Below are 23,679 nucleotides of genomic sequence, written 5' to 3' on the forward strand. Positions count from 1 at the left end.
AAAAACCTTAATTACACTTTCAGCATCGATCTTACTTATACTCCAATCCTTCTGCTTACAATTACACTTTCACTTTCAGCATAGATCTTACCTCCTGGTACACCCCATTCTGCAATCGGGCATAATAAATCCCCGCCGCCAGCTTCTTACTATCAAACACCGCTGTATACTCCCCGCCTGCCATCATATTATTCACAGGCACCCCTACCAGGCGCCCCATGGTATCAAAGATCTGGATCATCGTATGCCCGCCACGCGTCTTATATTTCAGTGTGGTCGCATCTACAAATGGATTCGGATAGTTCGTGATCAATCCCTTACTACCATTATTCACATCATCAATGCCAGTAATCGTTCCGCAGGCAATCCCACTCACAATCGGCAAACGCTGGTAATCCTTGAACAAAATAGATTGCAAAGTCGTGTTATCCACACAGAACCACTGTTCCAGCAAACTCGCATATACAGATCGGAAATCATACTGCATCGGGGTATTATCCGCTACAGACCCGCTATCCGGAATATCTGGCGAAGTACCAAGCACGCCCTGCTGTACATAATCTCCAAATACGATCATCGGCGCAGCAGCACCATGGTCAGTACCCATACTACTGTTAGATTTAATACGGCGACCAAATTCAGAGAAAGTCATCCCCACCACTCTGCGGGAAGCTTTCAGTTTAGTCAGGTCATCCATAAATGCCTTGATCCCTTCTGAGAGTTCTTTCAGCAGTTCAGCATGATATCCGGTGGTATTATCTCCGCCCTGTGTCTGGCTGGCGTGGGTATCAAAGAAACCCATGCTCACCATATACATTCTCGTCTTCAGGCCCCCAGCTACGAGTCTTGCAACAATCTTCAGTTGTCTGCCCAGTTGAGTATCCGGATATTCACTCTGAGAAGTTACATTCTGTGCAGCTTTCTTGATCGCATCAGAGAATTTATTGGTTTGCCTGGCTATCAGTCGAACATAGGCCAGTTCCACCCCTGCATGGGTATTCGGCACAGGATCTACGACATCATCCAGCAGGTTGTAAAAGTCTGTAGCACTGGAAATCGCGATCCCGGTATTGGTATTCGCACCCTGGAATGCAGGAGACACAATAGAACCAATCTGGATAGCCAGCGGATCCGGATTATCATCATTCGGATATCCATCAGGGTAATTTGGATATTGCGTATCAAGATAACGTCCTCCCCACCCGGTTTCCACAATCTCGTTGGCATCAGAACCTGATACCCAGATATCCGTAGCGCGGAAGTGAGAGTAGTTAGGAGAAGGATAGCCTACGCTCTGGATAATGCAGACCTTACCTTGCTCATATAATTGCTGTACCCCTGTCATCACAGGGTGAATCCCTGTTTTGATATTATTTACCAGGGGCAATAATTTCCCCTGTGGGATAGCGATATTCGGACGAATTGCCTGGTACTTATCATAGAGATCGATAGGCACGACCATGTTCAGGCCATCGTTCCCACCGACCAGCTGGATCATCACCAGTACGTGATCGTTGTCCGCAGAAGCACTTTCCAGTGCCGACAATAATGAAGATGAGCCGAAAGCTTTCACGGCAAACCCGTTCATAAAGGTTGGCAGGATAGCAGCCGACACGGTATTTTTAAGAAAATCTCTACGTTTCATATTGATAGAGTATAGGTTCTTCTAAAGATCAGGATAGTTGATATTCGGATAGGTTCATCATGTATTTGTACAAAGTACGCAGGCGACTTTCTACGACTGTGCGCAATGCAGTATCGGTAGGATAGGCTGCCCAGGCATTCCAGGCATCTGTCCAGTAGTAATCGCTGTTAGGATTCTGGCCACTGAGCAGGATGGTGTTTTTCAGCCATGCCTTAAAGGTGTCAGAAACATCGATGCGATAAAGTACTGCCACAGAATCAGTAATTAACTGCACAGGATCGGAAGGATTGGACAATCTTTTTGCAAAGGCCATTACATCGATCGCTACACCACCATAACCACCTTCGCTCACCATGGCATCGGTGAGCTGGTTACGTTTTGGCAGGGTATCAGTGTTGATCCACATCTCATGGTACTGGGGTTCCTGGTAGTAAGGCACCCAGCCTGCTACCTGTGGTGGTTCGCCAATATCCTGCAGCATGCTGGCTGCATGAGAGCGGAGTCTATCCCAGGAGTCATAGGCATCCATATACGCAGTAGGAAAGGTCACGCCAAATTCGCGCACCAAACCTACGTTATGATCGATAGGGCTTTTGATGAGTGCTGACATATTCAGCGGATCGAAGAAGTGCTCACTCTTAAAGAGCGCTCTCAGTACCGGCAGCAGTTCATAGTTATTATTTCTGAAAATGTCTGCCAGTGGGGTGATCACGTTTGCTTCTACCGCATCATCGATGAGGTAGTATACAAACCAGCGATAGAGTTTGCGCACAATAAACTTCGCACATTCAGGCTGCGCAAAAATAATGTTCAGAAGGTCATCGAGTTCGGTAGCTCCATCCTGCCCTGTTTTGCCGGTGATCTTTTTATTGCTGTAGAAGTCGGAAAATTCTTTGTTTTCAATATCGTGCTCAGTACTCTCAAAGTAAGTAGTGACGGTATTCGCATTGATACGGAAACCAGTGAGTACACGGGCAGTAGCACGCACATCTTCTTCGGTGTAATGGCTATTAGGACCCTTACCTACGGTGAAGAGTTCATGCAGTTCACGGGCATAGTTTTCATCCGCACCTGCTTTGGAGTTGAGGTATCCGTTCAGATATCTCAGCATGGCAGGATCGAGGGTAATTGCTTTCGTGAGTGCTTTGAAATTGCCGGTAGCGTTGGCTCGCAGGGTGGTGTTATACTTGTAGATGTAGCGGGAGTCGTGGGTCATGTCCATTTCAGTAACGAAGTGGTTATGCCAGAAGAGGACCATCTTTTCCTGGATACTACGGCTTTGGTTGATCATCACACCGATCCACCATGCTTTGTAGGAATTCCAGCGTTTACCATCTTCATCGTCAGAGGAAGGTGGAGGTGAGTTCACCCAGGATTCACCGGGTAAAATGCCATGTTCATCCGCACCATAGATGTTTACAGGCTGGGAAGTAACGGCGGTAACGGTGGTAAGCAGGGCTTCTATGGCCTGATCCATGCCGAGACTTTTCACCCATGCAATATCTTCAGGCGTGGCGCCAAACATCGTACGTTTGAGCAGGTGCACTGCCTGAGCGGTATCGAAAATGCCGGTGTATGCGGAAATACCTGAATCCGTACGCGAACCGGTGGTAGTCGCTTTCACTGCTGGCTGTGGCTTTGCTGATAGCGAAAGGAATTGTCTGCGATCCATAAAGTAATTGATATGGTTATATGGTATTAGGGATGAATTTTTTAAATACAGGCGCTTCTACACGGTACCATTATTATAAAGGTACAAGTTAATAAAATTTTTAATAACTAAGAATGGAAAGTGGATTTATCGGGTGATTCTTTCCATGTCATTTTAGCGTTTCAATACTCTTTTCAGCGTTTGAATTATCAAAACAATAATCAATATATCACACTGTAAATCAATTTATTAAGTAATAAAAAATCTTTTGTAAACCCTTGTTTTTATTGGAAAATGGCATAGCTTTATTTCGCGAAATACAACAGCATAAATGCTTATCAAATGAAATCACAAAACCGATATCCTGTCAGGACAGGAATCAATAGTGCAGGTTCAATCTTCAAAGCATATGAGAAGGATATACCGGTGTATGATGGTGATATTCAGCTATTGAACCTGGAGAATGTTCAGGCTTCTTATACCCTGAAGGGGGATATTTACAGGCGGGGAGATTTGTTCATTTCCATGAAAGATGAGAGTATGCTTAGTTTTTGTGAGAAAGGTGATCTGGTTTTGCTTAAGCATGAGGAGCTGCAGGAATTGATTGTGGGGAAAAGGTATTATTTTTTGTGTAGAGATGGGAAGGAAGTGGCAGGTACTTTAATTGATGTGGGAGACTTGTTGATCGTCAAACCTGAAAATACAGTGTATGCGCAGGTGGAATTAAAGCGGGAAGATGTTGTAAAACTTTATAAAATCATGGAGCAGTTGACAAGAGGAGCGGCGCTGAAAGAGCTGGAACAGGCGCAGGGAAAAGAGTAGGAAAAAACAACCTGGTTGAATACGTATCATTACGATCCCATCTGAATTAGACAGAAAGAATCAAATATTGGAACAAAATATTTCAATGGATCTCAGACTTATTCTAAGATTCTACAATGTTTTTTGAACAAAAGAGACAATAATAAGTTAATTAAAGATGGAAGATAACAGCAACAAGCTGTTAATAACTGACGCATGTTGGAATCGAAAGATTCTACAGTGGTTTGTGAGAATTTGAGTATTTCATCTCTATTCGTTTTTACATTAGAAGCAGAAAAATAAAATATTAAACCACAACTGAATATTATCATGCCACGGGATATATTCCGGTTTTCGAATTGACACAATCTCAAAAATTTACTAACCTTTTTAATCCACCCGAATTTGACATGATCCCCCTTAAGCCCAAAGCCGAAAATCTTTGTGGGCTATGATTGCGTTACCTGAATCTTTCAAACAAACACCTTAAACCATGAACTTCAAAACAAAATTAGCACAACTTGGCAAGCAGCCAGACCTCATCCTCATTATTACAGATGAACAGCGCGCCACACAGCATTTCCCCCCGGGATGGGAGGAGAAAAATCTTCCAACGCTGACCTTTCTCAAAAAAAACGGTTTTAGTTTCGATAGAGCTTTCTGTAATACCTGCATGTGTTCTCCCAGCCGTACCACCCTATTTACAGGAGTTTATCCGGCTAAACATAAGGTTTCTCAAACACTGACGATTGGTGGACCTTTATCTCCATCAGAACCAACCATCAGTACTTCCATGCCAAACATCATGAATGTACTCTGGAGTGAAGGTTACGACGTGCAATACCGTGGTAAATGGCACATGAGTAAAGGCGTTGCCGGTAATGGTGCGACGACAAATTACGATAACCTTACACCGGCAGATATTTCCCTGTTTGGCGCCATGGGCTGGGTAGCACCGGACGCTGGAGAAGATGTAAATCCTCTGAATTTTGGAGCCGGATTTGCTAACCATGATGCCAGGTATGTGGCAGAAGCCATCAAATATTTGCAGGAGGTGAAAGCTAAAAGAGCCATGGGCCAACACCAGCCCTATTGCCTGATAGTATCCCTGGTGAACCCACATGACGTACTGGCTTATCCCAAAACAGCAGGAACCTCCGGATATTATCCTGAAGCCTGGTCATCAAGGGAAATTGGTTTGCCAGATACAGTAAACGAACATTTACTGATTAATAAAAAACCAATGGCGCAGGAACAAATCCTATTGGGCATGGATGCCACTTTAGGTCCGTTACCAACGGTGGAACAAAAGTTAGATTATATAAATTTCTACGGGTATCTGTTAACCCTGGTCGACAAAGAGATCGGTAACCTGATCAAAGAATTGTATCACAAAGATGGAGATGGTAAAAGCCTGGCTGATACAGCTATTGTAACCTATACCTCAGACCATGGAGAAATGGGCCTTGCTCATGGAGGCCTCCGCCAGAAAACCTTTGTAGCTTACGAAGAAGCATTACGCGTTCCACTGGTTATTTCCAATCCCGTTTTATTTTCAGATCACCCTGTTCAACAATCCATGGCCCTGGCCACGCTGGTTGATATCATGCCTACGTTTATAGAGATGGCTAATGTATCTAACCCTCCTGCCGGACTTGCAGGCACCAGCTTGTTACCAATCATACAGGATGATGTGCCCGTACAGGATAGTATATTGTTTACTTACGATGATACAAAAGCAGGCTCTAATAGCCAATGGTCAGCGGTAAATGCTGCAAATCGTATCCGGTGTATCCGTACAGAGAAATGGAAGTATAGCTATTATTTTGATGCTTCCGGCGCTTATTACGACCAATTTGAACTATACGATTTGGTCAACGATCCGTCTGAATATACAAACCTTGCATATGATCCGGCCTACCAGGATGTTAGAATAGACCTGGAAACACAATTGCATAAACTCGAAATAGATAAATTAAGGATAAACACACCTCAAAAAACTCAAAGCTTTCAGGAACCTCAGTTGATCGCATTATAGCCTAAGGTTAAATAATTCTTCTGACTATAGGTCCGAACAAACCCATTGTATATAAACGCAAAAAGTCGCGAATGATCGCGACTTTTTGTTTTGTGACCCCGCTCGGGCTCGAACCGAGGACCCAAAGATTAAGAGTCTTTTGCTCTACCAACTGAGCTACGGAGTCATCTTAAAACCCACACATATCATGTGGTTGGGGTTGCAAAACTACAACCTTTATTAATATTTCACAAAAATAATTTAACTTAAATTTCTTTAATTTTTAAAAACCTCCGGATATAACCCCGGTAAAATATACTCAGTTATGGAAACAGCATACATTGTAGCCGGATACAGAACCGCTGTGGGAAAGGCTAAACGTGGCGGATTCCGCTTCTACCGCCCAGACGATCTCGCCGTAGATGTCATAACAGGTTTGTTAAAAAGCGTACCCCAGCTTGACCCAAAGCGTGTTGATGACCTCATTGTCGGGAACGCCGTTCCTGAAGCAGAACAAGGCCTCCAGATCGGTAGAATGATCTCTGTAAGAGCCCTCGGTATTGAAGTACCCGGTTTCACCGTGAACCGATACTGCGCCTCCGGACTCGAAACCATCGCCATCGCTACTGCCAAAATTCAGTCAGGTATGGCGCACTGTATCATTGCAGGTGGTACCGAAAGTATGAGCCTGGTGCCCGTAGCCGGCTGGAAAACGGTGCCCAACTTCAAAGTCGCCAGCACCACTCCGGAATACTATCTCGGTATGGGCCTTACCGCCGAAGCCGTGGCCAAAGAATATAATATTACCCGCGAAGACCAGGACCTCTTCGCCCTCAATTCTCATCAAAAAGCGATCAGGGCTATCCAGAACGGATACTTTAAAGAAGGCATCCTCCCCATCAATATCGATGAGGTATATGTGGATGAAAAAGGTCGTAAAGCACAGAGAACCTATACCGTCGATACCGACGAAGGCCCTCGTGCCGATACTTCTGCTGAAGCACTTGCGAAACTTAAACCCGTTTTTGCTGCAGGAGGTAGTGTAACCGCCGGAAATTCCTCCCAGACTTCTGATGGTGCTGCCTTTGTGATCGTGATGAGCGAAACCATGGTCAAAGAACTGGGGCTTCAGCCTATCGGCCGCCTGGTAGGATGCGCTTCTGCAGGGGTCCATCCGCGAATTATGGGGATCGGACCTGTGGCTGCCATTCCGAAAGTACTGCAGCAGATTGGTAAAACACTGAATGATATTGACCTGGTGGAATTGAATGAAGCCTTTGCTTCTCAGTCAGTTGCCGTGATCCGGGAAGTAGGGATCGATCCTGATATTGTTAATATTAATGGAGGAGCAATTGCCCTGGGGCATCCCCTGGGTTGTACCGGCGCGAAACTCACCGTACAGATCCTGAATGATCTAAAAAGACTGGATAAGAAATATGGTATCGTCACTGCCTGCGTAGGTGGCGGCCAGGGCATAGCCGGTGTTATCGAAAGACTGTAAAGGCGTTCAGAAAATGATAGCATCGCGTTATCGAAACACTGTAAACACCTTCAAAAAAATATAAAACTTGTCAAATGCCTCCTTTTCGAAGGGGGCATTTCGTTTTTCAGGTCTATATACTGGTTTTATCCTTTTTACTGATTTACATTTACTTACAAATTATCCGCTCCCCTTTCTTCTATATTTCCCCCATACTCTTCCTCCCCTTATACCTTGATAAGTACATTTACGTTTTAAGAATACTCAATCAATAACCATTTTAAAAAATCCTTTATGAAAACATTGACCTGGCTCTGTTGCTGTGCCCTGTTACTACTTGCCTGTAACAAACAACAAGACGCCACCCTGTTATCCAACAAACAAACGGTTGCCGCTACCAACATCAGCAAAACCACCAGCAAAAAGATCTTTATCCACTACATGCCCTGGTTCGAAACACCCGACTCCAAAGGCAGCTGGGGATACCACTGGAAAATGAACACCCAAAATCCTGACATCATCACCAATGGCAAAAGACAAATCGCCTCTTACTATTATCCTAAAACCGGCCCTTACTACTCCAGCGATCCCGCCATCATCGAATATCAACTCCTGCTCATGAAATACGCTGGTGCAGACGGCGTTTTCATCGACTGGCCAGGTACCAGGGTGCTTTATGACTATCCTGATAACCTCGCAAATTCCAATGCCCTCATCGCCAAACTCAATGCCCTCGGCCTGCAATTCGGCATCGTTGAAGAAGACAGGAACTGGGATGCCGGCAATACCTCCGGTGCGCATGGCGACTTCACCTACATGCAGAACAATTACTTTAATCAATCCAATTACCTCACCACTAATGGCAACCCGGTGGTCCTGAATTTTGGTCCTATTACTTTTCACCAGTCATCCCAATGGGATGCTATCCTGAGTGGAATCAGTCCAAAACCAAAGATCATCCCCCTTTATGGCTTTACTTCCGAGGTAGGTGCCAATAATGCCGGTGGAGAATTTCCCTGGATCTACCAGGATCATCCTACCGTTGTTAATAACTATTATGCACAGGCAGCCAGTTTTGCACTCTCAATTGGTGTAGTATACCCGGGGTTCAATTCCTTCTATGCCGCCGGCGGCGCCGATGGCCCTACCTGGCAGATTGCCTTCAATGGCACCAGCACTTTCTCCACGATGCTGGACAAGGCCCTCGCTTCCTCCGTGAGTATTATTCAATTCGCTACCTGGAATGATTACGGAGAAGGTACCATGATAGAACCTACTGAAGAATTCGGCTATTCCTTCCTGACCACCATGCAGCAAAAACTCGGGGTACCTTATGGTCAACATGAACTGGAAGTGATCTATCAATTATACCAGGCCCGCAAAGCTAACGCCGGCAACAGCAGCATTCAGGCACAACTCGACCAGGTATTCAGCTACCTCGCCAATCAACAGGTGGCACAGGCCGAAGCCTTACTGAATAACCTGGGTGGCGGCAATACCGGCACCGGTGTGTATATCAAAAACAAATGGCTGAGCACTTACCTCTATGAAGACAATGGCCAGGTAAAATATAGTACCACCAATTCAGGTAATCAATATAAATGGGTGCAGGAAACTGTGAATGGACATATTCGTTTCAGGAACCTTTCCACAGGACATTACCTGAATATAGAACATCTGTATGCTTATGTAGAAAGCTCCGGTGTACCGAATACCTACTACAGCAGTTACTGGGTGCTGGAGAGTTACAATGGGTATACAAGGCTGAAAAATGAATGGCAGAGCACCTACCTGAATCTTGAAAATCAAAGCGGGTTTGCACAATGTACAGTTGTGCCCAATTATTTTGAAAGTAGTCAATGGACCTTACAACAGTAATCATTTACCCAATACGGGGATGTATCTTAAGTAAAAAGAAGCCGCTGAGAATCACTTGCTAAAATTTTGTCTCCCTCGGGAACCCGGATAAAAACATTCATGAAAGAGGGAATTCACAAATGGTAATGAAAACCTTTTTAGAAAAGAGGCTGTCGAAGTCCGAGACAGCCTCCTTTTATTCGTATCCCGATGAAGTCGGGTACCCGTTTAAACAATTCTCAGCGGTTATTTCTATTTATGAGCCAACCTCCCTGGCTGGTTACCATCTAACCTAAGCGTCTTAAATAATCTCACTAAGGAGATGTCGATACGTAATCATACGGCACCTGATCCGCTACCTTCTCCCATCCCCAATACCCGCTGAATAACATTGCTAAGGGATTCACACAAACCCCGTCCTTACTAAACGTACAATCCGCCTGCATAAACCGTATCATTGACTCCTGTTGCCTTGGCAATCTCCCCATCAATCTTGCATATTTATTCGCTTCCAGCTCCTTTATATAACTTACCATCAGCATATTCTCACAGTGCAATTCATACTTATCCACCAAACTATCAGACGGCTTCATCAGATCTATCGGCAGTAAAGGGGTCGGCATCCTGTAATTCACATAACTACTATCATCAGAATACGCATCACTGTCCATCATGATCTTACCATTCTTCACAATCGTATCCTTCACATATCCACGCTGCCTCTGCCTCCGCACTATTTCATTCACAACAAAACCTTCTGCTGCTGTATTCCCATTGATCAATGATCTGAAAAAATGTAAGGATGAACCATGAAACACCGCTTCCCTGTTCGCTGCCCACAGCCGCCTCTGCGCCTTCTTCTTCGTGGTCATATTCTCATAAAATGCATAGCCATAATATGAGATCGTATGGTTCCTGTCTGAATTCACATACTGCTTCAGCAGAAACCTGATCTTATAACCCAATGCCGCGTTAATAATCACCAGGTAATCTTCTGTACTCGCCTTCAGTGCCTGCTCCGCATTATCGTACCCAATATCCAGTAGCTCATCATTCGTAATCACACAAGTCTTTGCAAACTCCGTCTTTCCAATAAATGTTTCTTTGAACTTTTTAATATTCGCCTCCCGCTTCGGATCACGCTTTACCTCAAAAGCTTTCAATACCGTTGCCTTCGGCTGCAAGGCGATCTTTATATGCACATCTTCTGTATTCACATCCAGGAAATTCGACACCGTTTCATAGCCCACATAAGATGCAATCAACTCATACCTTCCCGGTACCACAGCGCCTATATTAAAACTACCACCTTCAGTAGCCGTTCCACCCTTACTCGTATTATTAATAAACACTGTAGCAAAACCCAATGGCTTGCCATCAGTAGCTGATACGACCGTACCCGTAATTTTGACCTGTGCAGATACGAACTTCGTCAGTGTGAACAAATAACAGAGGAATAGAATTTTTTTCATGGCCGCGAAATAACATCGAAGATGGAAAGACATTTTGTTAATATCGATGTAAAGGCAGGATGTGCAGATAAAACACGATTTTTGAATAATAGCTCAAAAAGCCGGGGATGTATCATCAGTAAAATGAAGCCACTGAGAATCGCTTGATAAAATTTCTCCATCAGGGTATCAGGGATACGAATAAAAGGAGGCTGTATCGGACTATGATACAGCCTCCTTTTATTCATATCCCCGATGGAGTCGGGTACCCGTTTAAGCAATTCTCAGCCCTTATTGTTATTTATGGAGTAATGACCCGCGGCCAGCTTAATAATGAAATATCAATAATTAGGATTCTTCGTTTCCGCACTGCCCGCTCCTCCCGGATTCAGATCTGCTTCATCTGCCGGCACATCCCAGTAATCCATAAAATTAAAATTGATCGTCACATTCTTACTCAATTTCCCAGCCTTCGTCAGGAAATTATTCCCATAACTTCCCCCACCAGATCCGATAGCATAAGACCATCCCCACCTGCGCATATCATAAAATGATAAGCCTCTGAACACCAGCGATACCCTTCTTTCCATCACCAGCTCCTGCATGGCATTCACAGCTGACAAACCCGTTCCCGTCACCGCTGCAACACCTGAACCCTGGTAGCTTCTCACTGCATCTACATAGGCCAGACCAGCTTCTGTATTCCCCAAACGAAGGTTTGCCTCCGCCAGCATCAGCGCATTCTCCTCATAACTGCCCGCTATATATTGCTCATAAGCACCTATCGCGGTAGTGCCATATACATACACCCCAGATGCGCCCTTGCCTCCATCTACAATACTCCATCTTGTACCAAAAGACAAATCATCCAGGTATCTCGTCGCTGTATCAAAATTATTCGTTACACGCTTATCACCATCATGGAAGTTCTGCATAAAACGCTCTCCCAGTCTGAACGTAGTTGATGTATTCACGCCCGTTGTCAACACCGATGCTGTACCACCGGATGCGGAGAAAAATCCATTCGCAGCCGCACTTCTACCCGTAAAAACATAATCACCAACTTTGATACCGGTAGTCGCCAATGTCAATACCTCGTTCCAGTCGGCCGTTGTCATCGGTGTAGTAGAAGTCGTTGTAATAGACGCACTCAGGTTCTTATTCACAAAAGGAGCCAGCTTATTCACCAGCAGATTTCTCGCCAGCATTGTATTGATATTCCTCAGCCACATATCAGTTGTTAACACCCCTCCATGCCCTACCTGGCAAAAAGAAGGGATCAGTTGTGTCAATATTGCAGCATAATCAGTAGAACTACTAATACCTGTTTTCAGCAAATTAGCCGCTTTATTCAGATAGTCATTGGATAAGGCAATGATACTATCCTTGACCAGGTACCTGTTAGTAGTACTCCCAAATGTATCTACTCTCAACCCTGCATAATACAAAGACCCAACCTGTGAATATGCATAACCTTTCCACCAGTAGCACCATGCCTTGATGGTATTTGAACGGGTGGTACCATCTCCTGAAAATGAAATACCATCTACCAGGCTCAATACCTGGTTCAGCGTATTATTCATAGCATACATATTCAGCCATTGGTAATAAGTAGGGTTGTAACCGGAACCCGTTTGTGCACGGGTATTGTTCGAACGCATCTGGTCTACGTTTTTAATACCGGTTTCTGTCTTCGTACCATCCTCCAGGATAAAATATTCCGGAATGCTCATCGTACTTACTAACTGGTTCGATGCCTGTGCGCCCACCACATCGCCTAACAGTTCCGCATATCCGAAAGGGAGTGAAAAATAACTATCCCCCAGCCAGTCATCCCCCCTTTTAAAACCATTGACGTACACACCACCGATCGCCAGTGAGATCAAACCTGATTCCGTATTCACATTGCCTTCAACCGTAGGCAGATTCGGGTTACCTACATTCAGTTCTTTCTTGCAGGACAGTGTTCCCAATAATAGCAAACTGCAAACAAGAGATAAGATATATTTATTATTACTCATGATGATGTTCCCTTTTAAAATAAAAATTTAGAATCCTACATTTAAGCCTACCTGATATGATCTCATGTTTGGAATGGTACTATGATCAATTCCTCTGTCGAATGATGAATTAGCAGCACCAGAACTGATCTCAGGATCAAAACCATTATACTTCGTCACTGTCAGCAGGTTTCTGCCTGTAAAAATTACCTGCAGCTTGTTGAACTTTTGCGAATGCAGGAACCTTGCCAGGTCAAATCCTAAGGAAACGTTTCTCAGACGCAGGAAAGAAGCATCTTCATAAAAATAATCCTTGGTAGCATTGTTACCCGGTCCATAAAGACTACCCCATGAACTGGAATATGCACTACCATAATAAGCAGTATAAGCGGCTCTTCTGCCATTGATTGTAACCGGTTTGGAGAAGTCGCCATCTATACCATCACGGTACATCCACTCTTTGGTCTGGTTGTATAGATGACTGCCATATACCCAGTCAAACTGGAAAGACAATGTCAGGAAATTCTTATAGGTAAACTGGTTGATAAATGATGCATTAAATTTTGGATTCGGATCACCAAAAGAAGAGGCGCTTTCTTCAAACTGAATCGCTTTGGTAGCAGTATCTACTACACGACCCTCTACTATTTCATACTTGCCTCTGTCAGCGTCAGAAATGTATTTACCACCATTACCTTTCACAGCATCCAGGCTTTTCAATGCCTTGTAGCCATAGATCTGACCGATCTTACGGCCTGCTGTCAGCGTCAGTGCAGTACTGCCCGCAGCAGATGTCAGGATGATATCTGCACCACCACGGATATTGTCAATCATAGATGTCTGCTTACCAAAATTGGTGGTGAAATCCCAACTGAAATCTCTTGACTTATACACCGGCAGATTTACCTGGAACTGAATACCTTTTGAAGACATATCAATAGCATTCGTCAACACAGATGTACCACCTGTAGACAATGCCGCACTTACCCTGTAAATAACATTCTGTGCCTTACGTGTCCAGTATGTAAATGATCCGTTCACAGCACTCAGCCAGTCACCATTGAACAGGGTAACAGAGAAGTCTGTACCTACTTCAAACTCTTTAGAAACTTCTACCTTCAAATTAGGGTTCTGTGCAGTAGCAGGATTGGAATAATACAGCCCTGAACCCAATGCCCCCTGGTTCAGGGTAGGGTACCTGTCAGTAACACCAGGCTGTGTACCAGCCTCACCATATGCAGAACGGATCTTAAAATAAGGAATAGCATGTTCCAGCCCATTCCAGAAATTAAAGGAAGAAGGCAGGATATAACCGTTTACGTGAGGGAAAGTAAAAGGCTTGGTACCACTACCAAAAGTAGAAGACCAGTCACTTCTGAATCCACCGGAAACACCTGCCCAGTCACCGATATCAATCTTCTGATCGATGAGGTAACCGAAGGTCACAAACGTCTCCTGGTAATCACCATTAGTAGGTTCAGTAGTAGAGGAAGACATCGGTGCTACATACAGGGCGGAAGCAGAGGCCAGGTTAATAGGAGCAGTAGTAGGCAATCCTAAACCATAGATGTCGTATTCTCTATACTTTCTCTGGCGGTAATCATATGATGCCAGTGTGGTTGTCTGGATAGGCAGATTCCAGCCAAAGTCTTTCTTAAAATCAGTCCTGAAATAGGCACTACCCAAAAAGTTCTGGAAAGTAGTGGTATAATTCCACTGATCAATTTCACCGGTACGGTCACTGGCAAAGTTAGAAGATTTGGTATCCCAGTACACGGCATTCGCATTCCCGGTCTGGTTAAGGTAGGTCCATGTTGCGCGTTCATTTCTATAGTTGATGCCATACTTCGCATCCAGTTCCAGGAAGTGGTTGATCTGGTAATTGGCATTCACACTTTGTACGATATCAATTTTATTATCCAGGCCGGACGCATACTCCTGTACGTAGTAGGGGTTAAATGCATTGATACTTAAGAAGTCGGCGGTCTGAAAAGCAGGAGAATGTCCATCTGCCATTTTCCATTTTAAACTGAAGAAAGGAGAAGTGTTCAGGAAACTGTAGATGTTGTTGACATTACCTGCCACGTTACCTCTGCCGTAAAGGTAACCACCAGGAGCCCCGAGGCCGGGTGTCAGTGTATTTTTGGTGTAGATAACCTGTGTAGCAGAGCGGATATGGAATCCTTTGAATACCTCGGTACCAATGTTTGCAGTCAGGTTTGTGCGATCCACATAACCGTTATGCATCACCGGACTTAAGGTATGGTTATTGGCGAATGCCATATTGAAATCTGTCTTATCAGTACCGCCACTAAAGTTGATCGCATTGTTCCAGGTACTACCTGTTAAAAACATTTCTTTGAAGTGGTCATAGTATTTCAAATTCATGTTATAAGGCTTGTCAGCAACGTTGTTAGGATTCAGCATGGCATACCGGGTGGCACCGCCATAAGAATAACTGATACCGGAATAATCGCCGTACTTATCAAGGGCCAGGAGATTGCCATTGGCATCAACTACATTGTTGTTTGCATCTGTGAGCCAGGGATGTTTATTAGCTTTGGTTACACCACCGCTGTTGATGTAATTATTAAAGGAGTAACTGGTAGAATAGTTTACCTCCATTTTACCAGCTCTTCCTTTTTTAGTAAAGAGCTGTATTACACCATTTGCTCCCTGTGCACCATATAATGCCGCAGAAGCAGCCCCCTGGATCACTTCCACCCTTTCAACGTTGGAGAGATCGAGGCTATTGAAGTCAGTAGCAGCTACCTGTACACCATCTAAGATGATGAGTGGCCTGGTGCCTCCCTGAATTGTATTTACACCCCTGAGCAATATGTTCACAGGATCGCTGGGGTTACCACTCACAGTAGAAATCTGTGCACCCGGAATCTTACCTACCAATGCCTGGTCAATGCTGGTAGCAGCACCGGCCAGTTTCTCAGCAGAAACAGATTCTACCGAGATACCAAGTTTTCTCCTGCTGGTAGGGCTTCCTGTACCAGTGACAACAAATTCTGTTAAGATCTTTTTGTCGTTCCCCAGTTGTACATGAATAGGTGCACCATCTACAGCGACTTCTTTTGTTTCGTAGCCAACAGCTGTGATGATGAGCTTCTGGCCTTTATTGGCCATGATAGTAAAAGTGCCATCTATATCGGCGACCGTACCACCACCCCCTCTAATTTTAATAGTAGCACCTGGAATGGATTGCCCCGATTCATCTTTAACGGTACCGGTGACTTTGGTTGATTGTGCAAATAATGAAAACGTAAAGACATGGCACATCAGTACCATAAGGCATAGAAAACCCTTGATTCTCATAATTGTGATTTAAAATGACAGTAGATAACCTTATGTTCAAATAGTCACTACACGTGGGTTGCTGGCATCGCCCACCGTAGCAGTCTTTTCATTGTTTCGTTATTTTCTCCCAAACAAAAAATAATAGTAAAAACAGGCATACCGCAAAAGATAGCAGCATGCGCTACAGCACAGGAAACGGGTTAATACGATAATTAATCTTACGGTAAAAGGTTCGTCTTTTAAATCATACCATTTGTTGAAATGGCGTCTTCATCTGGTTTAAATAAGTTAAATAGTTGTCCTGTAAAAGAGGGCCTTTACAGCGGTAATCAATAAAATTTCATCACAATGTCAGCCTTATAAAAAGTATTGATTCGATTTTGGTTTCGGATTTCTGATCTTGGTTGTTGTTATAAATATATAGAACTGGTTTATAATTTCATAATTTTTAACGCAAAAAATGAGAATATATTAATATAGAATTATTTTTAATACGATTTAAGGTGTGGTTTAAATTAATGCAAAGGGCCCTCCCGGAAGGGAAGGCCCGTTACGCACGTTTTACGTTTCTATTTTACCTCATCCAAAATAGCATGATCTACCCCCCTCACGACCTGTACTTCCGTTTTTATCAACTCCAATACTGCAATACTATTTTCTCCCTGCTTCAACCACTCTGCCGGCACAAACACTGTTTGCTGCGGCCCTACTTCCCAATACCTGCCCAGGTTATGTCCATTCACCCACACTACACCTTTTCCCCACTGGCTCATATCCAGGTAAGTATCACCCACCTTATTCACCTTAAAACTACCCTCTCTCAACACCGGCTCATTCACACCTGCCTTACCCGCCTTCACTACAGGCACGGAACTAAACGGCAAAGAATACATCTCCCATCCCTTCAGCTCTTTTCCTCCAAATACCACGCTCTCTGTAATCCCCTTTTTATTCTGTAATAAATATGGTCCAAAATTGATCCTTCCCAGATTCTCCACCAGGATCTCCAGGCGCACCTTACCTTTTGGCAATGTCACCTGCAAACTATCCTGCTTCAATCTCCTATCCAGCGTACCCACTCTCTTTCCATTCACAAACACAATTCCGTAATCTCTCAGTGCATTAATCTTCAGTAAACCGGTTTTACCACCATCTACTGTTGTTCTATATAAAACAAAACCATACGCCTGTTTCAAATCTTCAAAAGTCATTGGCGTAGTATGCTTCACGGCCGCTGGCAATAAACTGAAAATACCCGCAGATTTTGTCAGCTGTACAGCAGGAATGGTAGTCACACCTCTCTTCGCCGGCACCTCAGGCAATGTCTGCCCTGGCTGCAAATGCTTTGCAATCACTGCGCGGAACTGCATAAATTTCTCTGTTGCATTCCCCGCTTCATCCAATGGTGCGTCATAGTCATAACTACTTGTCTGCGGCTCATAAGGATCCTTATCATTCGCATTTGCACCATTCATAAATCCACGCGTAGTACCGCCATGGAACATATACATATTGATAGAAATACCTGCACTCAGCACACTATCCAATCTGCCCAGGTATTGCTGATAAGGCACCGTATGATGTTTTGTACCCCACCAGTCAAACCATGCAGGATACCACTCAGCAATATAAAAAGGTCCTTTCCCGCCATGATTCTCGCGGATCAGTTTCTTTACCTTCACCGGGTTATCCTGCCCGTTTATAGCTGGTAATAAGCCCGGTAAATGTCCGTTCACAATCGCGGCTTCCGGATCGCAGGTAAACAGTAATCCATCAAAACCAGCTTCGATGAACATCTTCCTGTTGATATCTAAATAATCTTTATCATCTGAGTAAGAACCATATTCATTCTCAATCTGCACCATCAGGATATTACCACCATGATTCACCTGCAAGGGGGCCAGCTGCTTACCCACTGCATGGATATAATTGCGGTACGCCTCCAGGTAATGCGGATCTTTACTTCTTACCACCAGGCCTTTCTCATTCTGTAACCAGTAAGGGTAGCCACCAAACTCCCATTCCGCACACACATAGGGACTTGGACGCAGTACTACATACATCCCTTCTTCTTTTGCGATCTTTACAAATTCCGCAATGTCATTATTTCCCGAGAACTCATAATGCCCTTTTTCCGGTTCATGCACATTCCAGAATACATAAGTACCAATCGTATTCAAACCCATTGCTTTCGCCATTTGAATACGTGCTCGCCATGCTTCACGAGGTACCCGGGGATAGTGGATCTCCCCCGAAATCATCTGAAAAGGATGTCCGTCCAGTAAAAAAGCACTGTCTCCCAATGCAAAGGTGTGTTGAGACTGCCCCATCCCCTGTATCCATAAAGCCATCAGGGCGATGATCGCTACACTTAGTTTTTTCATCCTGTCTTTTTTTAGTATAACTATTACTTGATAAGCCAATTATATCTTCACTATAATTTCACTATAAGATCACTAAAAGGGCACCTCAATATCAAAAGGATAATGAAGTGCCCTTTTGGTGATATCTTAGTGATATGTTGGAGATCTATTGCTTTCGAATCTCCACTATAGCCCTATCAATAACCTGTGTTCTGGGTCAACTTACCATTGGAAGCCTGGATCTCTGATCTTGGAATTGGCAGCCAATAGTTTTTGTCAGCAAATGCACGACCTGCCAGCGCAATCTTCCTGGTATAGGTAAATGTACCATCCGCATTTTTGGCCACAGACATACCACCAGCAGCCACATTATCTGTAGTGTTGGCAATCTTCCATCTTCTCACATCATAGAAACGATGCTCTTCAAATGCCAGCTCTACCTGTCTTTCCCTTCTGATAGCCGTTCTCATCTCGTCCTGTGTCATACCCGCAGCAAGCGCAGGCTGATTTACACTGCTACGCTGGCGTACCTGGTTCACAGCAGCATATACTGATGCATCCGGACCTACTGCCTCATTCTGTGCTTCAGCATAGTTCAGCAGTACCTCTGCATAACGCATATAGATCCATGGCTGTAATCCAGCGATATTCCATGGGTTGTCAATCGGATTGCTATCGTCCATGAACTTCTTCAGGTAATAACCTGTCTTGGATGTATTCCAGTTAGAATTACCATCCTGGCTATCCTTTCCACCGGGTGTAAAGGTTTCAATCGTACTATTCCTGTAGGCTGCGCCGTTGTACAAAATAGTTGCATAAAAACGGGCATCCCTGTTTACATATGGCTTGGTATCGCTATAACCTGAAGTGACATCTGTAATCGGCTTACCATTATTCATTTCATAAGCATCTACCAGGTTCTGTAATGGTGAATTACCGGCCCAGCCACCATAACCATTCGCACCATTGGCAATTTCCAGGCAGGTATGCCTTGTACCAATCACATATAACCTTTCGAAAATGATCTCTTTACTCGCGGAATTTTTAAATAGTCCGCCATAATCTGCATCAATAGAATATTGACCCAGATCCATGACTGCTTTTGCAGCCGCAGCAGCAGTTGCCCATGAACCCACATTGTAAAGAGGACTAGCTGCATACAATGCCAGCCTTGACTTCAGTGCCAGCGCAGCACCTTTTGTAGCCCGGCCCAATGCCCAGTCACCGCCATTGGTGGCCGGCAGATAATAGGCTGCTGAATCCAGCTCTTTTATGGCATAGTCCATAGATTCCTGGAGGGTAGCACGGTTGAACAAAGCAGGGTCATTCAGGTTGTCAGTCAGGTTATACACCTTATCACCCATCATCACTACACCACCATAGTTACGGATCAGGTCATGATAACGGAAACCACGAATGAAATGCAGTTCGCCTCTCAGTTTATTGCGCAGACCTTCACTCATCTGAACAACAGGTAAACTGTTCAGCGCATAATTCACTTCCCTGATACTACGATAACTCCTGCCCCATAATGTACCAGCAATACCTGTGTTCTCGGGAGCCAGCAAGCCCTGTTGGATCAGCCAGGTATTATCATCATTATTATAAATAGATTCATCTGTGAGAGAGCTCCACATTGCGTACTCAAACCCTCTTCCAAATCCGGGAGGTGTACCTTCTCCTTCCTTATCCTGGAGCTTTACACCCATGTAACGGTTGATCACATAATCAACAAATAAAAGGGAATCAGTTAATACCGAAGCATCAGAAACACGGTCGGTTGGTACGATATCCAGATAGTTCTTCTTACAGGACATAAATCCTAATGCAAGAAGGAATATAAAATATTGGATCTTTTTCATGACTGCAATTTTTCAGAATTAAAACTTAACATTCAGCCCCAGGTTCACAATACGCTGTTGTGGATAGAACTGTCCACTGCCGCTATTTCCTTCCGGATCGTAATCTTTCACATGGGTAATAGTGAACAGGTTGTATGCACTTGCAAATACACGCAGTGAATTGATCCTGGCTCTGCTCAATACATTAGCATTGATGGTATAGCCCAGTTCTACGTTTTTCAAACGCAGGAAAGAAGAATTATTCAGCCAGAAAGTATTTGAATACAAACCACCGTTAATAGAAGAAGAAGCACGGGTATCTACTCTTGGATAAGAACCACCAGTATTGGTTGGGCTCCAGCGGTTGTCTGCCCAGCTGCTGTAGAAATTACCGATTGTACCGGATTCAGGCAGTACATACTGACTTACACGTGTCTGACCTGCAAATACTACAGATGCATCAAAACCTTTGTAACCAGCGTTCAGCAACACACCATAAGTAATTTCAGGAATGTTACCATACTGACTCCTGGTCTGGTCGTTTGCATTAATTTTTCCATCCTTGTTATAATCTTCATAGATCAGATCACCCAATTTTGCATTTGACAGGTGTGGATATTTATCCAGGTCTGCCTGTGTTCTGAAAATACCAAGCGTATTATACAGCAGGTAAGTATTCAACGGATGGCCGGTCTGGCGTTGGTAATCCAGTACACTGGCAGCTTCGTCGATGTAAATGATCTTGCTCTTAGCATAAGTGAAGTTGGCATTGATACCATAACTGACACCACCACTTGTTACATTGCTGTAGCCTAAGGTCGCCTCAATACCACCACTGTTGATCTGGCCAATATTCTCTGCTGGTACCAGCGGATCAGATCCATTAGGATTCACAATACCGGAAGTTGCAGGAATAGAAGCATTACGCTGTGTCAGGATCTTGGTACGTTTTTGTTTGAAGTAGATAAACTCCATGTTAAAATGATCCAGGAAAATAGCATTCAGCCCCACATCCAGTTTCTTCGCTACTTCCCAGCTAACAACCGGGTTTGCCAGTTTTGTCAGATCAATACCTGCATGTACAGCATCGCCGATTACATACTGGTTGTTGAATGAATAGTTCTCAAAATATTGGAACAGGAGAATATTATCATTACCCAATGAACCATATGAAGCACGAAGTTTCAGGTCATTGATGAATTTGATATTTTTAAAGAATGGCTCCTGTGAAATACGATAACCTGCAGATACAGAAGGGAAGAAACCTCTGCGGTGTCCGCTTCCGAAGGTGGAAGATTCATCTATACGTGCCTGGCCTTCTAAAAGGTATTTTTCTTTGTAGTTGTAAGTAACCCTGCTGATGTAACTCTTACGGGTAAAGTTATAACTGTTACCATAGTTATTTTTATCAGCATTAGCTGGACCACCCTGAGATAATTCAGGAGTAGCAGTGGATGGGAAATTCTGACGATAAGCACCCAGTGAATCCTGAGAAGTTTTAGCCTGCTCATACGCTACAAATGCAGAGATGTTGTGTGCACCAAACTGACGCGCATAGTTCAGCTTGATATTAGACGTCATCATCATTCTGTTTAATTGTCCTTCTGACAAAGTAGCCAGCCCGTTTGAACCTCCCTGAATTTTCTTTTCATAGGAATCAGTATCAGAATGATAGATATACACAGAATAAGGCTTGCTAAATGACTTTTGGAAATTCCAGGATTTATCTATGGAATAAAATCCATCTACTGACAAGCCTTCTACACCAGGGATCTGATAAACTCCTTTCAGGATACCATTGAATACCTGTGTAGGGTTACGGGTAGTACCTCCAATGTCGGTTCCCAGCAGGGCAGGGTTCGCACCTTCAATACCATATGTAGGCAGTCCGTTCGGGAAATAAGCCGCTACAGTAGGGTAAGCCCTGTAGATAGCGCGGAAGATATCGCCAGCACCGCTTATAGGATAGTTACGGTCTTCTTCTCTACCAGATAAGTACAAACTTACTTTCAGTCGCTTTGTGATATCTGCATCGATATTAGAACGGAAATTGTACTGATCATATTTAGTTGCACCATTCCTGTACAAACCATCCTGGCTGATCATACCCAGTGATGTAAAATATTTTACACTTTCATTACCACCACTTACTGACAGGTTATGCTGTTGCTGTGACGCTGATTTATTCAGCACTACTTTCTGCCAGTCAGTATTCGGATAGTTCAGTGGATCACTGCCATCTTTATATTTCTGAATCTGCGCATCACTATAGAACTGATTCATACCACCTGTAGGACTGGTATAATATGCAATTTCGTTCTGGATTTGTGCAAAAGTGGCTGCATCTGCCATTTTAGGCAAACGGGTAGGTGAAGAGAAACCCTGGTTGAAGCTATAGTTAATAGCCGGTTTACCAGTTTTACCTCTTTTAGTTGTTACAAGAATTACCCCGTTTGCTGCACGGCTACCATATACCGCAGCAGAAGCGTCTTTCAGTACGCTGATGCTTTCGATATCGTTAGGGTCCAGCCTTGATAAACCACCAATCTGACCTGGCACACCATCTACTACCACCAATACATCGTTGTTGTTGCTGGTAGCCAGACCTCTGATGTAAATGTTAGAGTTGTCATAACCCGGTTCCCCAGCGCGGTTGTTGGCAATTACCCCGGAGAAACGACCCGCGAGTGAGTTAGATACGTTTGGCTGCGGACTTTTTACGATATCCGCACCTTTTACAACGGAGATAGATCCGGTCAGGGTTGCCTTTTTCTGGACACCATAACCTACTACCACCACCTCACCCACATTCTGGGCGACTTCAGTCAACGTTGCATTCACAGCAGTACCTGCTACTGCAATAGACTGAGGTGTGTAAGACATGTGATTAAAAATCAGGGTATCACCCTGCTTAGCGGTTACGGAATACTGACCATTAATATCGGTCACCGCCCCTTGATTAGTACCCTTTACTTTCACTGTTACACCCGGAACTGGTTGCCCCCCGGCAACCACTCTACCGGAAATTTTGCCCACCTGGGCATGTGCCATAAATACAGGGAACATGAAAATAATTAACATGGACAGTCGCAGAAACAAGGGCAACTGCCGCACGTGCCTGTGCAAGACTTTTTTCATAACGGAATTCAATTTGAATGAGTAAACGGTTGATTATCAGTTTTTCATTGATCAACGATGAGAGCAAATTAGGTACTTTACCCCCCATGTAAAGGGGGGTAAATCATTTAAAAGAGGGGGTAAATT

General features: G+C 44.1%; 12 protein-coding genes and 1 tRNA gene. 4 read left to right on the forward strand and 9 right to left on the reverse strand.

The genetic code is table 11. The features are described from left to right. Positions 1–61: 61 nt before the first annotated feature. Positions 62–1,645, reverse strand: a complete 1,584-nt coding sequence (locus tag U0033_RS15795; protein WP_072359341.1) for a DUF1501 domain-containing protein — start codon at positions 1,643–1,645, stop codon at positions 62–64. Between the two features lie 28 nt (positions 1,646–1,673). Next, entirely contained in the window at positions 1,674–3,317 is a 1,644-nt protein-coding gene (locus tag U0033_RS15800; RefSeq protein ID WP_083571458.1) for a DUF1800 domain-containing protein, read from the reverse strand. 321 nt (positions 3,318–3,638) lie between these two features. On the opposite strand from U0033_RS15800, the gene U0033_RS15805 reads away from it, so the two are divergent. After that, on the forward strand, positions 3,639–4,118 hold the full coding sequence (locus U0033_RS15805; protein WP_072359342.1) for a hypothetical protein: 480 nt from the start codon (positions 3,639–3,641) through the stop codon (positions 4,116–4,118). A gap of 472 nt (positions 4,119–4,590) precedes the next feature. Then, positions 4,591–6,135, forward strand: a complete 1,545-nt coding sequence (locus U0033_RS15810) for a sulfatase-like hydrolase/transferase (protein ID WP_072359348.1) — start codon at positions 4,591–4,593, stop codon at positions 6,133–6,135. A gap of 93 nt (positions 6,136–6,228) precedes the next feature. Here the strand turns inward: U0033_RS15810 and U0033_RS15815 are convergent. Beyond that, positions 6,229–6,301, reverse strand: a tRNA-Lys gene (locus U0033_RS15815). A 138-nt stretch (positions 6,302–6,439) separates the two neighbouring features. On the opposite strand from U0033_RS15815, the gene U0033_RS15820 reads away from it, so the two are divergent. Both U0033_RS15820 and U0033_RS15825 read left to right on the forward strand, forming a co-directional pair. Further along, a complete protein-coding gene (locus tag U0033_RS15820) occupies positions 6,440–7,615 on the forward strand; it encodes a thiolase family protein (protein WP_072359353.1) in 1,176 nt (391 codons plus the stop codon). Between the two features lie 273 nt (positions 7,616–7,888). Continuing rightward, on the forward strand, positions 7,889–9,472 hold the full coding sequence (locus U0033_RS15825; RefSeq protein ID WP_072359356.1) for a glycoside hydrolase family 71/99-like protein: 1,584 nt from the start codon (positions 7,889–7,891) through the stop codon (positions 9,470–9,472). Between the two features lie 293 nt (positions 9,473–9,765). On the opposite strand, the gene U0033_RS15830 is transcribed toward U0033_RS15825, so the two are convergent. The 6 genes from U0033_RS15830 to U0033_RS15855 all read right to left on the reverse strand — a co-directional run bounded on the left by U0033_RS15830 (position 9,766) and on the right by U0033_RS15855 (position 23,553). Next, on the reverse strand, positions 9,766–10,923 hold the full coding sequence (locus tag U0033_RS15830) for a carboxypeptidase-like regulatory domain-containing protein (protein ID WP_072359358.1): 1,158 nt from the start codon (positions 10,921–10,923) through the stop codon (positions 9,766–9,768). Between the two features lie 320 nt (positions 10,924–11,243). Then, positions 11,244–12,923, reverse strand: coding sequence for a RagB/SusD family nutrient uptake outer membrane protein (locus tag U0033_RS15835; protein WP_072359360.1), 1,680 nt, complete (start codon positions 12,921–12,923; stop codon positions 11,244–11,246). A 27-nt stretch (positions 12,924–12,950) separates the two neighbouring features. Continuing rightward, a complete protein-coding gene (locus tag U0033_RS15840) occupies positions 12,951–16,229 on the reverse strand; it encodes a SusC/RagA family TonB-linked outer membrane protein (RefSeq protein WP_072359362.1) in 3,279 nt (1,092 codons plus the stop codon). 551 nt (positions 16,230–16,780) lie between these two features. Beyond that, positions 16,781–18,595 carry a glycoside hydrolase family 35 protein gene (locus U0033_RS15845; RefSeq protein WP_072359364.1) on the reverse strand — a complete coding sequence of 605 codons (1,815 nt, stop codon included), beginning with the start codon at positions 18,593–18,595 and terminating at the stop codon, positions 16,781–16,783. 176 nt (positions 18,596–18,771) lie between these two features. Then, positions 18,772–20,436 (reverse strand): RagB/SusD family nutrient uptake outer membrane protein, encoded by a 1,665-nt coding sequence (locus U0033_RS15850; protein WP_072359366.1) that lies wholly within the window; start codon positions 20,434–20,436, stop codon positions 18,772–18,774. An 18-nt stretch (positions 20,437–20,454) separates the two neighbouring features. Next, positions 20,455–23,553 carry a SusC/RagA family TonB-linked outer membrane protein gene (locus tag U0033_RS15855; protein WP_072359368.1) on the reverse strand — a complete coding sequence of 1,033 codons (3,099 nt, stop codon included), beginning with the start codon at positions 23,551–23,553 and terminating at the stop codon, positions 20,455–20,457. Positions 23,554–23,679 lie beyond the last annotated feature (126 nt).

This window comes from Chitinophaga sancti (assembly GCF_034424315.1).
GTDB lineage: Bacteria > Bacteroidota > Bacteroidia > Chitinophagales > Chitinophagaceae > Chitinophaga > Chitinophaga sancti.